This window comes from Pantoea sp. 18069 (assembly GCF_902706035.1).
Lineage (GTDB): Bacteria > Pseudomonadota > Gammaproteobacteria > Burkholderiales > Burkholderiaceae_C > Comamonas.
In genome coordinates this window covers 1-13,968 of sequence record NZ_CACSJA010000042.1, presented here as the reverse complement: position 1 = coordinate 13,968, position 13,968 = coordinate 1, and the positions used below count along the sequence as shown (strand labels likewise).

Sequence of the window (13,968 nt, the reverse complement as noted above, 5' to 3'; positions counted from 1 at the left end):
TTCCAGTCATGAAACAAGCCGACCTGGGTCTGAACCTGACGACGAAGCGTACGCGCAAGCGGGAGTTTCTTGGCGAGATGGAGCGAGTTGTGCCGTGGGCGGCGTTGGTCGCGCTGATCACGCCCTACGCGCCGGAGGGCAGGCGCGGACGACCGCCGTTTGCCGTGGAGACCATGCTGCGCGTGCACTTCATGCAGCAATGGTTCACGCTGAGCGACCCGGCGATGGAAGAAGCGTTGCACGACATGCCACTGTTCCGGGAGTTTGCAGGGCTGAACTGGGACACCGCCGTGCCCGACGAGACGACGATTCTTCGGTTCCGTCGGCTGCTGGAGGACAACAAGCTGGCCCCGCAGATTCTGGCTCTGGTCAACGAACTGCTGGGCGCCAAGGGGCTGCTGCTGCGCGCTGGCACCGTGGTGGACGCCACGCTGATTGCGGCCCCCAGCTCGACAAAGAATGCGTCGGGCGAACGCGACCCTGAGATGAAGCAGAGCAAAAAAGGGAACCAATGGTATTTCGGCATGAAGGCCCACATTGGGGTGGATGCCGATTCGGGCCTGGTGCATACGGTGCGCGGCACTACAGGCAGCGTCAACGACGTGGTCGAAGCCAACAGCCTGCTGCACGGTGAAGAAATTGAAGCCTGGGGCGACGCCGGTTACCAGGGTGCAGCCAAGCGGCCGGATGCACAAGACGGCGTGCGCTGGAACATCGCCATGCACCCGGGCAAACGCCGGGCGCTGGACAAGGACAACGTGATCGATGCCTTGATCAACAAGGTCGAGAAACTCAAGGCCGGCATCCGGGCCAAGGTCGAGCATCCGTTCCGAGTGATCAAGCGCCAGTTCGGGCACGTCAAGGTGCGCTACCGCGGGTTGAAGAAGAACACTGCGCAGTTGCACACGCTGTTTGCACTGTCCAATCTGTGGATGGTGCGGCACAAATTGATGGTGGTGCAGGCATGAGTGCGCCTGCAGTTTGCCAAAAGGCCTGTGGGTCAGCTGAAAGTGACGGGAAACCGGCCGTCGAGCTGACTGAACTGGCAAAACGACTCGCATGGTCGGCATTAGCACATCGCAAAGTGCTTAAAGCAGAGCTTCCTTAACGGGCGGCGCAGCACGAAAAGTGAAGCGAACCAATAGCTGTCATGAAAATGGCGAAGCCATGGCAGCTGTTGGCGTCCGCGTTGAACGCATAGTTAGAAATATGGTTCAACGATAAGATGCTTCAGAACGTCGTATGCGTATTTTCTCTAAACCGTGCTGTGTGAGAAGTATTGACAAGTCATAGTTTGAAACCTCACACCTAGGACCTAACATGACTTCTGCAAATATTTCGCTGTGAGCTTTATCAAAGAAGTCGAACTCGAAATACGTAACTATCTTTTGACCGGCCACCCTAAATTTCGCTTCGGAAATACTCATTCTTATCAATGATGCGTTGTCGTCATGGCGCCCCATGATCATGGGGCTATGAATAATTCGCCATTCACTCTCCTCGCTAAATGCTCGATTCTTAAATATTGTGGAAAGTCCAGATAATTTTGAGGCCGCCATTGACATCTGGAAATGTGCCTCTTCGTCAATTTTAGGAAGATCAAATATCGGCGCTAGAACCTGATCAATTAATTGCTCTTGCTCTCCGTTGTCATAGACGACGCGTTGTAGCGATACACTTTGTTTTCGCGAGGCAGTCATATACGGTAATCGTTCGCTACTTGGGAGGGCTGATCTATTGATTCCGATGGCTATTCCTGCACCATTTTGGCCATATGCACGCCATTGACTTAATCTGTCTGATTCTGTCGATAGTGAGCAAATATATGGGACGCCACAACTAGCCTGGATTAGCTGCGAAATCTCGTTTGCTTTCTCTTGGCAGTGACTTGTAGCGAACCGCGATAGACAGGTTCCAATTTTTTCTAGAGCCCATGTAACTTCTCGGTGATCATTAAGGTTGTACGCTCCAGTTAGCCATAGCTTTTTGTTTTGAATAATGCTTAAGAAGGCATTAAGGTCGGTATAGTGGTACAGCGTGTTCATAAGATTTCTAACGAAAAATCTAAGCCGACCGCCGAAGGCGGGTCAGCTTGAGCGCCGAGTTAGACCCAGCAAAAAACAAAAGTGACTGCACCGGCCACTGATTGCAAAAATCAGAGCTACCTGTAGTAGTGAAGCAACGGCTCGAGGCCAAAAAGGCTTGAAACTGGCGCACCCCACGCAGGCGAAGCCCAAGCGAACGCCAAACACCGAGCGAAACAACGCTTGCAAGCGTAAATAACGCTTGAACATTCATGGGCTGAAATGAGTAGGGCTAATAGACTGGCTAACGCTCGCGGTAAGCCGCGCCGGAGTGCGAAGCTCGGATGGTACCTACAAACGAAGCTTGTGGGTGTCGGCTTGACCAACCGGTTAGGCCACGGTATTTCACGGAAGAAACTCCATGTTGAGGTAGTCCAGTTGTTCGCGAGTTGATTGGATTTTTTGAATGATGAGCTGAAGTGCTTCTGCTGTGAACTGTGTCAGCTCGTGTTCGAGGCCACGCTTACCCACTTTGATTTTGACTTGCGTGTAGCCCTCGGAGTTCGTATACATCCAGTTTGCATGAACGACTTTGTTGCGCAGTGTGCCGCATTCTCGCAAGTCGGAAATGAGTTTGGAAAGCCAGACGGGCTCATTGACTGCAGACCGTAGAAAGTCGGTAGCGAAGCGATCAAACAAATCAAGCTTCGTCGCGTACATCATGTTTGCTACAACGAGAAGGCCCTTCTGGTCAGTACGGTCTGATATGAAGTTGCAGAGGAGGTGGTCGAGGTCCGATTCCAAAGTATTGAACCAAATGACCACTTCCCCAATCAGCGGCATGAGGCCATATACGTATTCGTATGCTTCGTCGGTGTCCCCGAGTTCATCGATGATGAACTGCCCGACCGGACTAGTCTTGGTTCTCATTCGTACGCTCCTGTAAGTGGCTTAACTAGATTTAGAAGGAACGCAACAGGCATGCTTAGTTCGCCTAGTACTGTATGTGTTTGCAGCTCTACAGGCAAATTAGCTGTTGTCGCGTTTAGAGAAGCCTAAAAATTTTGATCTCAGTCTTTGGTGGATACTGACTGTTAATGACCGAAGGACTGCTTCTGGCCGAGAGTGCCAGTTGGGCTCAGCGCCGTATTGCAGCCGTTGAAGGCGGCCGCCCGGCCGTAGTTACCGTGGTGGCCGCCAGTTGCAGTCTCAGATCTCCGTCTGTTCAGATATCTCGAGGGCGTCGTCGACCTCAATGCCCAGGTACCTCACTGTCGACTGCAGCTTGGAGTGGCCGAGTAGCAACTGCACAGCGCGCAGGTTCTTGGTGCGGCGGTAGATCAGTGTCGCTTTCGTCCTGCGTATCGAGTGCGTACCATACTCCATACGGCCCAGGCCCAACTCGTCGACCGATCCGGGCATACTGCCGAGTCCCCAGATGCGGTGAGTCGTGTAGCCGGCTTGGAAACAGAAAGTCCTCTGGCTTCAGCTGAACCTGCTTGATCCAGGTCTGCAAGGCTTCACGAGCAGCCTGCGTGATTTCGAACTGCACTGAACGCTGAGTCTTGTGCTGCATGACGACATGCGTGCGTCGCCATCTGGCCCCCGTGGCATACGTCCCGAACCTTAAGGGAGACGAGGTCGCATCCCCGCAGCTTGCTATCGATGCCCAAGTTGAAGAGAGCAAGTTCGCGCACCCGGCCCTCCATCTGGAGCCTCACGCGAAGTGCCCAGATTTCCTTGAGCTTGAACGACGCCTTCTGCCCGACGATCTTGCCCTTGTTCCACGGCTCGCGATGAGCAGCCGAAACTGTTGACTGTCGGCTTCATGGTGCAGCCACGAATTCACCCTCCCGGCCAATAGCCGCTGTCTACGTGACGTGCTACCCATAGGGGACATTGAAGCTGTCCGTATGATTCAGAATAAGATTTTTTTGCTTCTGAATAACTTTTAGGTGCTTGGGAGGAGTCATGAGAAGCCACAGATTGCCCCGTGATGCTGCACCGGAGATTCCAGCCGATTTACTGGCGGCAAGGATGTCTCTTGGTCACCTTATGAACGGCACGCATCCACTTTCAGGTGACGACTACGCACTGATCGGAAAATTTGTTCAGACTTATTGCGTTGCTGATCTTGAAGCGCGGCGCGTGATCAATTGTCTTACTCATATCAGGAGTGGAACGGCAACAACATTTGCACTGAAACTCAACGACAAGGATGCGCTAGATCATCTTGTTGCTTGCGCTGATAGCTGTGTTTGGAATCTTGAGCTTGCTGAGGGGATTCGCAAAGCTGCTGAGATCTTCGTGCAGCATCGTCACATACGGCACATGTTCGCACACTGGGCAGGTCGCAGAATTCCTAGTCATGACTCATTTATCTTCTTTACGGCTAGCTTGGGCAAGCAAAAACTACCGCAGGGAGCGGTCATGATTGAGGAATACGATGATGCGAAGGTTCAGTACGGGCTCATGCCAATTTCCAATCTTCTCAAAGAGCAGACGAAACTTGAGGGGCATGCAGAGTACATAGCGAACATGGGTCGCCAACTAGAGGAAAAAGCGCTGCAAATTGCGGAGCAATTCGCGAAAGATGTCGCTGATGGCAAGCTTACTCCCAAGCCTTACAAAGTCGCAGGCAGCGGCACCTAACATCTCAGACCGGTGAACGTCCGCTTTTCCGAGTTACGAATTTCCGCTTAGGGTCGGAAGCACCTGTTCGCGAACAGCGACACCGGACGCTCGGACTCCTCGGGCCTTAAGTTGCCGTCAATGTCTGCAGCTAGCCTAAAACCTGCCGTTGGGATATTTCCAGCGTTGAAGCGCAGATGACTGCTCAGCAGGTGTGCCCGCGAAGTGGAAATATTGCCTTGACCGGCAGCAACCGCTGCAAGGCAGACCTAGGACGCGATGGCCGGCAAACGACTACAACGGGTCGAAAGCACTCGCTCGCGCGACATGGCAGCGGACATCGGGCGACCTATCTGCCTGCACTTGATAGTCGCTGTCCGCTGAACACACGAAACCCGCCATTGGGCCGCGTCGCTGAAGTCGATGCTCGGATGGCCGGCATGGCGCGGTGACCATCGGCAACGAGCAGCGCAATTGCTGCATAGCAGTCATCGATTGCTTCTGATAGTCAGAGCAAGCATGCCCATCATCTCATTGTGAAATGCTGGTAAAGAAGGCTAGCGTCCGTCCCTGTAGATGTGTTTTGTGCATTCATCAGGTTCCGGGGGAGAAGCGCGATTTCGCAACCTTATTCCTGAGGAGCTAACATACCTCCTTTTGGGTTTGCGAACTCTATTTCATGGTTTCCATCTCTATTCCGTTGTCCCACTTTGATTTCGACGCCGCCATCGTGGACCTGGATGGCACCATGGTCGACACGCTGGGCGACTTCAGCGCCGCGCTCAATGGCATGCTCGCCGACCTCCAGCTGCCGGCGATTGCCGCCGCGTCCATCGAGACCATGGTGGGCAAGGGCTCTGAGCACCTGATTCGCAGCGTTTTGGCCCATGTCAATGTGGCCGATATCGAGGCGCTGTACCCCCAGGCCTGGGAGCGTTACCAGCACCATTACCTGGCGATCAACGGCCAGTACGCCCAGGTCTACGACGGCGTGCGCGAAGGCCTGCAAGCCTTGCGCGCCCAGGGCCTGCGCCTGGCCTGCCTGACCAACAAGCCGCTGTCGTTTGCCCAGCCGCTGCTGGCGGCCAAGGGCTTGGACGGCCTGTTCGAGCAGGTGTTTGGCGGCGACTCGTTCGAGCGCAAGAAGCCCGACCCGCTGCCGCTGCTCAAGACCTGCGAAGCGCTGGGCAGCGCGCCCGCGCACACGCTGATGATCGGCGACTCGAGCAATGACGCCCGGGCCGCGCGCGCCGCGGGCTGCCCGGTGGTGCTGGTCAGCTACGGCTACAACCATGGCGAGCCGGTGCGCGATGTCGATGCCGACGCCTGCATCGACAGCCTGCAGGAATTGACGGTCGTTCCCACGCTGTTGAGCGTCTGAAGGCCCGGCACCGGCGCGGGTTTGCTACACTTTGGCCCATGTTCATTCACCGCACGTCCATTGCAGGTCTCAAAGACCGGGGAGCCTGGCCCTGGCGCAAGCCTACGCACTTGAACGCCTGATGGCACCTGGGGCACGTCCCAGCGTGCACCCGTGGCCCTAGACGGGCCGTTAGATTGAACTGCGGCACGCGTAGAAACCGCCTGCCGCCCTGAGCTGGGAGCTCTTTTCTGTGATCACAGAACTCGAATTCAAAAGCCTGTCCGCGCAAGGCTTCAACCGCATTCCCCTGATGGTCGAGGCCTTTGCCGACCTCGAAACCCCGCTGTCGCTGTACCTCAAGCTGGCCCATGCCCAGGGCGATGGCAAGTACAGCTTTCTGCTGGAATCCGTCGTCGGCGGCGAGCGTTTCGGCCGCTACAGCTTCATAGGCCTGCCCGCGCGCAGCCTGCTGCGCGCCAGCGGCTTCGGCGCCGATGCCTGCACCGAAGTCGTGACCGACGGCCAGGTGGTCGAAACCCACCTGGGCAATCCGCTGGACTTCATCGCCGCCTACCAGCAGCGCTTCAAGGTCGCGCTGACGCCGGGCATGCCGCGCTTTTGCGGCGGCCTGGCCGGCTATTTCGGCTATGACGCGGTGCGCTACGTCGAGAAGAAGCTCGAGAAGTCGTGCCCGCCCGACGACCTGGGCTGCCCCGACATCCTGCTGCTGCAATGCGAGGAAGTCGCAGTCATCGACAACCTCTCGGGCAAGCTGTACCTGATCGTCTACGCCGATCCGTCCCAGCCCGAAGCCTATTCGCGCGGCAAGAAACGCCTGCGCGCGCTCAAGGAGCAGCTGCGCTATTCGGTCAGCGCGCCCCAGCTCAAGGCCAGCGAGAGCCACCCGGCGCAGCGCAGCTTTGCCAAGGCCGACTACATCGCCGCCGTCGAGCAGGCCAAGGAAATGATCGCCGCGGGCGACTTCATGCAGGTCCAGGTCGGCCAGCGCATCCACAAGCGCTACACGCAAAGCCCGCTGAGCCTGTACCGCGCGCTGCGCTCGCTCAACCCCAGCCCCTACATGTACTACTACCACTTCGGTGACTTCCATGTGGTCGGGGCCAGCCCGGAAATCCTGGTGCGCCAGGAAAAGACGCCCGAGGGCCAGAAGGTCACCATCCGCCCGCTGGCCGGCACGCGCCCGCGCGGCGCCACGCCCGAGGCCGACAAGGCCACCGAGATCGATCTGATCAACGACCCCAAGGAACGCGCCGAGCACGTGATGCTGATCGACCTGGCGCGCAACGACATCGGCCGCATCGCGCGCACCGGCAGCGTGAAAGTCACCGAAGCCTTCGCTGTCGAGCGCTACAGCCATGTGATGCACATCGTCAGCAACGTCGAAGGCCTGCTCAATGACGGCATGACCAGCATGGACGTGCTCAAGGCGACCTTCCCCGCGGGCACGCTGACGGGCGCGCCCAAGGTGCATGCGATGGAAATCATCGACCAGCTCGAGCCCGTCAAGCGCGGCATCTACGGCGGCGCCTGCGGCTATCTGAGCTTCGCGGGCGACATGGACGTGGCGATCGCGATTCGCACCGGCGTGATCAAGGACGGCGTGCTCTATGTGCAGGCCGCGGCCGGCGTCGTTGCCGACTCGGTGCCCGAGATGGAATGGCGCGAAACGGAACACAAGGCGCGGGCGCTGCTGCGCGCCGCGGAACTGGTAGAGGAAGGACTGGAATGAGCCGCGCAATCGACAAAGTGCCCCACTGCACGACCATGAACGAGGTGCGCGCAGGCGTGAACGCCCTCGATGACATCCTCGTGCCGTTGCTGGTGCAGCGCAGCGGCTTCATGACCCAGGCGGCGCGCGTGAAGAACGACCCGCAACTGGTGCGCGATGAAGCGCGCATCGAGGCCATCGTCGAGCGCGTGCGCGCCCAGGCCGCGCTGGAAGGCGGCAGCCCCGAGCTGTTCGAGCAGCTCTACCGCGCGATGATGGAGCTGTTCATCGCCTACGAACACCAGGAACTGGCGCGCCTGCGCGACCAGGGCCTGGCCCCGAATGCCGACAAGGAGTGACGCGATGAAACTCCTGATGATCGACAACTACGACAGCTTCACCTACAACATCGTCCAGTATTTCGGCGAACTCGGCGCCGAAGTCAGCGTGGTGCGCAACGACGAGATCACGCTCGAGGAACTGGCCGCGCGCATGCAGGCCGAAGGCACCGAGCGGCTCGTGGTCTCGCCCGGCCCGTGCTCGCCGGCAGAAGCCGGCATTTCGGTCGCGGCCATCCAGCACTTCGCCGGCCAACTGCCGATCCTGGGCGTGTGCCTGGGCCACCAGAGCATTGGCGCGGCGTTCGGCGGGCGCATCATCCGCGCCCAGCAGCAGATGCATGGCAAGACCAGCGTGATCACCACCACGCAGTCGGGCGTGTTCGCCGACCTGCCCCGGCAGTTCACCGTCAACCGCTACCACTCGCTGGTCATCGAGCGCGTGAGCCTGCCCGAGGTGCTGGAAATCACCGCGACCAGCGAAGACGGCGAGATCCAGGGCGTGCGCCACCGCGCGCTCGCCATCCAGGGCGTGCAATTCCACCCCGAAAGCATACTGACCGAGCATGGCCACGCCATGCTGCGCAACTTCCTGGAACAAAAGGCCTGAGACCCGGCATGCAACAGATCACTCCCCAGGCTGCGCTGCAGCGCACCATCGAACACCGCGAAATCTTCCATGACGAAATGCTGCACCTGATGCGCATGATCATGGGCGGCGAAATGTCGCCGGTGATGACCGCCGCCATCCTCACCGGCCTGCGCGTGAAGAAGGAAACCATTGGCGAAATCACGGCCGCCGCGCAGGTGATGCGCGAATTCTCGCTGCGCGTGCCGGTTGCCGACACCACCCATCTGGTCGACATCGTCGGCACCGGCGGCGACGGCGCCAATACCTTCAACATCTCGACCTGCTCTATGTTCGTGATCGCCGCGGCCGGCGGCAAGGTGAGCAAGCATGGCGGGCGCAGCGTCTCGAGCAAGAGCGGCAGCGCCGATGCGATGGAAGCGCTGGGCGTGAACCTGAACCTGTCGTCCGAGGCCATCGCCGAGTGCATCGCCGAGGTCGGCATAGGCTTCATGTTCGCGCCCAACCACCACCCGGCAATGAAGAACGTGGCCGCGGTGCGCAAGGAGCTGGGCGTGCGCACGCTGTTCAACATCCTGGGGCCGCTGACCAACCCGGCCAGCGCGCCCAACATCCTCATGGGCGTGTTCCATGAAGACCTGGTGGGCATCCAGGTGCGCGCGCTGCAGCGCCTGGGCGCCGAGCACGCGCTGGTGGTCTATGGCCGTGACGGGCTCGATGAAATCAGCCTGGGCGCGAGCACGCTGGTGGGCGAGCTCAAGGACGGCGCGGTGCACGAGTACGAGATCCATCCCGAAGACTTCGGCCTGCAGATGGCCAGCACGCGCGCGCTGCGCGTGGAGAACCCCGAAGAGTCCATGGCCATGCTGCGCGACGTGCTCAAGGGCGCGAAAGGCCCGGCGCGCGACATCGTGTGCCTCAATGCGGGCGCGGCGCTGTACGCGGCGAATGTAGCGCCCAGCATCGCCGACGGGCTGCTGCGCGCCCGGCAGGTGATCGACAGCGGCGCGGCGCTCGCCAAGCTGCAGCAACTGGTTGCCAAATCGCAGGCGCTGTCGCGCCCGCGCGCCGTTTGAATTCTTCCCCGATTACCGAAAGCTTCCCATGTCCGACATCCTCAACAAGATCGTGGCGGTCAAGCGCGAAGAACTCGCCGCTGCCCAGAAAAGAATGCCGCTGGCCGAAATGCGCCGCGATGCCGAAAGCCGCGTGCTCACGCGTGACTTCGAAGGCGCGCTGCGCGCGAAGATCGCCAAGGGCCAGGCGGCGGTGATCGCCGAAGTCAAGAAGGCCAGCCCGTCCAAGGGCGTGATCCGTGCCGACTTCATTCCCGCCGACATCGCCCAGAGCTATGCCGACGGCGATGGCAAGGTGAGCGCGGCCTGCCTGTCGGTTCTGACCGACAAGCAGTTTTTCCAGGGCAGCGTCGACTACCTCAAGCAGGCGCGTGCGAGCTGCCTGCTGCCGGTGCTGCGCAAGGATTTCCTGATCGATCCCTACCAGGTCTACGAATCGCGCGCGATGGGCGCCGACTGCGTGCTGCTGATCGCCGCCTGCCTTGAAGACGGCATGATGGCCGAAATGGAAGCCGTGGCGCGCAGCCTCGACATGGCCGTGCTGGTCGAGGTGCACGACGCGGCCGAACTCGAGCGCGCGCTGCGCCTCAAGACCGCGCTGCTGGGCATCAACAACCGCAACCTGCGCACCTTCGAAGTGAGCCTGCAGACCACGCTGGAGCTGCAAAAGCAGGTGCCGGCCGACAAGCTGCTGGTCACCGAATCGGGCATTCTGACGCCCGCCGACGTGAAGACGCTGCGCGACGCGGGCGTCAACGCCTTCCTGGTCGGCGAGGCGTTCATGCGCGCCGATGATCCGGGCCTGGCGCTGGCCAAGCTCTTCTCCTGAAATCGCGGGGCGACATGCAGCACGCTATCGACACTCTTGCCCCCGACGCCGCGACCCAGTTGCAAAGCGCCAACCCTGCCGACTGGCCCGTGGCGCCGGGCTGGCAGCCGCTGGTCGATGATTTTTTCGCGAGTCCAGGCGGCCAGCAGCTGCTGGCGTTCCTGCAGGCGCGGCTAGCTGCGGGCGCGGTGATCTTCCCGCCCCAGCCGCTGCGCGCGCTCGAACTCACGCCGCCCGAAGCGGTGCGCGTGGTCATTCTGGGCCAGGACCCGTACCACGGCCGCGGCCAGGCAGAAGGCCTGGCGTTCTCGGTCGCGCCCGGCGTGCGGCTGCCGCCGTCGCTGCGCAATATCTTCAAGGAAATGCAGCGCGACCTGGGCACGCCCATGCCGGCCTTTCCCGCGCCCGGTGGCAGCCTCGTCAAATGGGCGACGCATGGCGTGCTGCTGCTCAACACCTGCCTCACGGTCGAAGAGGGCCAGGCCGCGAGCCACAGCAGGCGCGGCTGGGAAGCCCTGACCGATGCCGTCATCCGCCATGTGGCCGAAGGCCCGCATCCCGTGGTGTTCATGCTCTGGGGCAGCCACGCGCAGTCCAAGCAGGCCTGGATTCCCGCGGACCGCGGTCACCTGGTGCTGACCAGCAACCACCCTTCGCCGCTGTCGGCGCTGCGTCCGCCCGTGCCCTTCATCGGCAACGGCCACTTCGGCCGGGCGCGCGCGTTTCGCGAGGCGCGCAGCCAGTCAGCGTGACTCTCTCAGGCTGAGCCAGATGCTGGTCATGCCGCACAAAACGACACCGGCCATGCCCAGCAGCGACAACTGATCCGGCACCTGGCCAAAGAACAGCCAGCCCATGGCCATGGCGAAACCGATCTGGCTGTAGAGAAACGGCGAGATCGTCGCCGGGGTCGCGACGCGGTAGGCCTGCAGAAGCAGCAGATGGCCGATGCCGCTGCACGCGCCCATGACCAGCACCGCAGCCCAGAGCTGCCAGCGGTCCACGCTTTGCCAGAACCAGGGCAGCAGCGGAGCCGTGAGCAGCAGCGGCAGCCAGGTGGTGTAGAGCTGGGTGGTCGCGGGTTCATCGAGGCGCGCGAGGCGGCTGCCCAGCAACTGGTAGCCCGTGCCGCACAGCAGCAGCGCCATCGGCAGCAGGCTGCGCCAGCCCAGCGGCTGGTCGGTGCTTTCGGGGCGCACGATCAGGATCACGCAGGCCAGGCCGATCAGCAGCAGCACCAGGCGTGCGGCGCTGATGCGCTCCTTGAACAGCCAGGCCGAGGCGACGACGATCAGCAGCGGGCTCGCGGCCCAGATCGCGGTGAAGTTGCCCAGCGGCATGCTCTGGATGCAGAAGAACGCCACGCAGGTGGTCAGCAGGCCGAAGGCCGAGCGGCTGAGCTGAAAGCGCGGGTGCTGGGTGCGCAATATCGACCAGCCGTAACGCGGCAGCACCAGCGCCGTGGTCACCAGCGCCTGGGCCAGATAACGCAGCCAGACCACGAGCAGCATGGGCAGGGCCTGGCCGCTGAACTTGGTCGCGCTGTCGAGCAGCGCGAACAGCGCGCAGGCGCATACCGTGAGGGCTATGCCGGTCAGCGCCGAGCGCACGGGCAGGGACAGTCCCGCAAACCAGGAGGACATCGCGCCCACCCTCTCTTTTTTGAATGAATCTGCCGCGATCGCGGCCTGGAATTGGCTGCGAGGCCGGATGCGCGCCGCAAGCAAATCATTCTAGGCCCTGTCACAGGCGCGTTTACCCCAGCGCACCCGTGGCGTGTCGCTCATGGCGCAGCAGCCATGCCGGCAACCGTGGAAAAACCATGCGTATACGGATTAACCCTGGGGTTCTGGTAGGATTGGAAATGATAATTGTTCGCAAATTGGAGGCTGACGGCCAGCCGGTCGAACGCGTCTGCAGCGGATGTTTTTTGTCGCCGGGCCGCCCCAAGACAAAAAAACGCCCTCTCGGAGGGCAGCGCAGCCACACGCAGTGAGGCAAGCGTGGGGGCTTTTTTTGTCGCCGGGCCGCCCCAAGACAAAAACGATGGGGGGCTTTGCCCCCCAGGCAGCCACACGCAGTGAGGCAAGCGTGGGGGCTTTTTTTTGTCGCCGGGCCGCCCCAAGACAAAAGTGCCCCCTCGGGGGGCAGCGCAGCCACACGCAGTGAGGCAAGCGTGGGGGCTTTTTTTCGCCGGCATTGTGAGGAAGGATAGGGGATATGACGTTTTCCGTGACGCGCCGCGAGGCGATGGGCCGCCTGGGGCAATGGGGTGTGGTGTTGAGCATGGCCGGTGGCGCGGCCACGGGCTGGGCCGCGCAGACGGTCACCGTCAAGGATGGCTCGGGCGAAGTGCGCCTGCCTTTCAAACCCCGGACCGTGCTGGTGCTCGACCTGTCGGCGCTGGACATCATCCAGGCCCTGGGCGGCAATGTGCAAGGCATTCCCAACCAGAAGCTGCCGCCGCTGCTCGAAGCCTATTCCGACAGCGCCAGGTACCCGCACATCGGCAGCCTGTTCGAGCCCGACTATGAAAAGATCAAGGCGCTCAAGCCCGATCTGATCATTGCCGGCAACCGCTCCCTGCCCAAGCTCGATGCGCTCAGGAAGTTCGCGCCGGTGCTCGACGTGACGCTGGACAACCAGAGGCAGCTCGAAGAGGTGTACCGCAACATCCGCGCGATCGCGGCGGTGTACGGCCTGGCCGAAAAAGGCGAAGCCGAGATCCAGTCCGTCGACAAGGCGGTTGCCGCGCTGCGCACCAAGGCCGCCCGGCAGGGCCCGGGCCTGTTCCTGATGACCAGCGGCGGCAAGCTCAGTGTCTACGGTCCTGGCTCGCGCTTCGACATGCTCTACACCGTGTTCGGCATGCCGGCGCTGCCGCAGAAGATCGACGTCTCCAAGCATGGCCAGGCCGTGTCCTTCGAATACCTGCTCAAGGCCAATCCCGAATGGTTGTTCGTGCTCGACCGCGATGCCGCGATCGGCCGCGAAGGCGATGCCGCGCACAAGCTGCTCGACAACAAGCTCGTGCAGGCGACCAAGGCCTGGCGCAACAAGCAGGTCGTCTACCTCAACGCTTCGACCTGGTATCTGTTGTCCAACGCTGGTCCCGGCGCCTTGAAAACCAACATCCAGCAGCTCTCGGATGCCTTTGCCCGCGGTTAAACGGGGCGCCGCCGCGCCGGGCGCCGCCGCGCTGGGCGCTACCGTGCCGGGCTCCTTTTTCGCGGCGTGGTCCGGGGCCCTGGTGGCCCTTTTTGCATGTGTGCCCAGCATGGGCGCACACCTGCGGGTGCAAGTCCCGCTGCGAGCTGGTCACAGTGAGCAAAGTGAAGCGCAACTGCGTGAGGGCGACCGAACGTGGGGAGGAAGCGTGGAGCGTAAAT

Annotated in this window: 13 protein-coding genes and 1 pseudogene; 10 read left to right on the top strand and 4 right to left on the bottom strand. The window is 61.2% G+C overall.

The window, feature by feature from the left end; genetic code table 11:
* Positions 1-8 precede the first annotated feature (8 nt).
* A complete protein-coding gene (locus GVL12_RS22570; RefSeq protein ID WP_159917813.1) occupies positions 9-968 on the top strand; it encodes an IS5 family transposase in 960 nt (319 codons plus the stop codon).
* Positions 969-1,214: 246 nt separating this feature from the next.
* Here GVL12_RS22570 and GVL12_RS22565 read toward each other — a convergent pair whose 3' ends face one another.
* From GVL12_RS22565 to GVL12_RS22555, 3 genes and pseudogenes are all read right to left on the bottom strand, one after another.
* Positions 1,215-2,045: a DUF2971 domain-containing protein gene (locus GVL12_RS22565; RefSeq protein WP_159917812.1), complete on the bottom strand. Its 831-nt coding sequence runs from the start codon at positions 2,043-2,045 to the stop codon at positions 1,215-1,217.
* Between the two features lie 384 nt (positions 2,046-2,429).
* Complete coding sequence (locus GVL12_RS22560; protein WP_159917811.1) at positions 2,430-2,954, bottom strand: hypothetical protein; 525 nt, start codon at positions 2,952-2,954, stop codon at positions 2,430-2,432.
* A 279-nt stretch (positions 2,955-3,233) separates the two neighbouring features.
* Positions 3,234-3,733, bottom strand: a pseudogene (locus tag GVL12_RS22555) (tyrosine-type recombinase/integrase).
* Between the two features lie 262 nt (positions 3,734-3,995).
* Between GVL12_RS22555 and GVL12_RS22550 the strand changes: the two are divergent.
* The 8 genes from GVL12_RS22550 (at position 3,996) to GVL12_RS22515 (ending at position 11,331) form a co-directional block, all read left to right on the top strand.
* On the top strand, positions 3,996-4,676 hold the full coding sequence (locus tag GVL12_RS22550) for a hypothetical protein (RefSeq protein ID WP_159917810.1): 681 nt from the start codon (positions 3,996-3,998) through the stop codon (positions 4,674-4,676).
* A gap of 658 nt (positions 4,677-5,334) precedes the next feature.
* Positions 5,335-6,036 carry a phosphoglycolate phosphatase gene (locus tag GVL12_RS22545; protein ID WP_159917809.1) on the top strand — a complete coding sequence of 234 codons (702 nt, stop codon included), beginning with the start codon at positions 5,335-5,337 and terminating at the stop codon, positions 6,034-6,036.
* Between the two features lie 232 nt (positions 6,037-6,268).
* Complete coding sequence (gene trpE, locus GVL12_RS22540) at positions 6,269-7,768, top strand: anthranilate synthase component I (protein WP_159917808.1); 1,500 nt, start codon at positions 6,269-6,271, stop codon at positions 7,766-7,768.
* Positions 7,765-8,106, top strand: coding sequence for a chorismate mutase (locus tag GVL12_RS22535; RefSeq protein ID WP_159917807.1), 342 nt, complete (start codon positions 7,765-7,767; stop codon positions 8,104-8,106). Before trpE ends, GVL12_RS22535 begins: the two co-directional genes overlap by 4 nt.
* A gap of 4 nt (positions 8,107-8,110) precedes the next feature.
* A complete protein-coding gene (locus tag GVL12_RS22530; protein WP_159917806.1) occupies positions 8,111-8,695 on the top strand; it encodes an aminodeoxychorismate/anthranilate synthase component II in 585 nt (194 codons plus the stop codon).
* Positions 8,696-8,703: 8 nt separating this feature from the next.
* Complete coding sequence (gene trpD, locus GVL12_RS22525; RefSeq protein ID WP_159917805.1) at positions 8,704-9,750, top strand: anthranilate phosphoribosyltransferase; 1,047 nt, start codon at positions 8,704-8,706, stop codon at positions 9,748-9,750.
* A 28-nt stretch (positions 9,751-9,778) separates the two neighbouring features.
* Positions 9,779-10,579, top strand: coding sequence for an indole-3-glycerol phosphate synthase TrpC (trpC, locus tag GVL12_RS22520; RefSeq protein ID WP_159917804.1), 801 nt, complete (start codon positions 9,779-9,781; stop codon positions 10,577-10,579).
* Positions 10,580-10,593: 14 nt separating this feature from the next.
* Complete coding sequence (locus GVL12_RS22515) at positions 10,594-11,331, top strand: uracil-DNA glycosylase (protein WP_159917803.1); 738 nt, start codon at positions 10,594-10,596, stop codon at positions 11,329-11,331.
* Here the strand turns inward: GVL12_RS22515 and GVL12_RS22510 are convergent.
* Complete coding sequence (locus tag GVL12_RS22510) at positions 11,323-12,222, bottom strand: DMT family transporter (RefSeq protein WP_159917802.1); 900 nt, start codon at positions 12,220-12,222, stop codon at positions 11,323-11,325. The genes GVL12_RS22515 and GVL12_RS22510 overlap by 9 nt on opposite strands.
* A 577-nt stretch (positions 12,223-12,799) precedes the next feature.
* Here GVL12_RS22510 and GVL12_RS22500 point away from each other — a divergent pair.
* Positions 12,800-13,747 (top strand): ABC transporter substrate-binding protein, encoded by a 948-nt coding sequence (locus GVL12_RS22500; RefSeq protein ID WP_159917800.1) that lies wholly within the window; start codon positions 12,800-12,802, stop codon positions 13,745-13,747.
* The last annotated feature ends 221 nt before the right edge of the window (positions 13,748-13,968 follow it).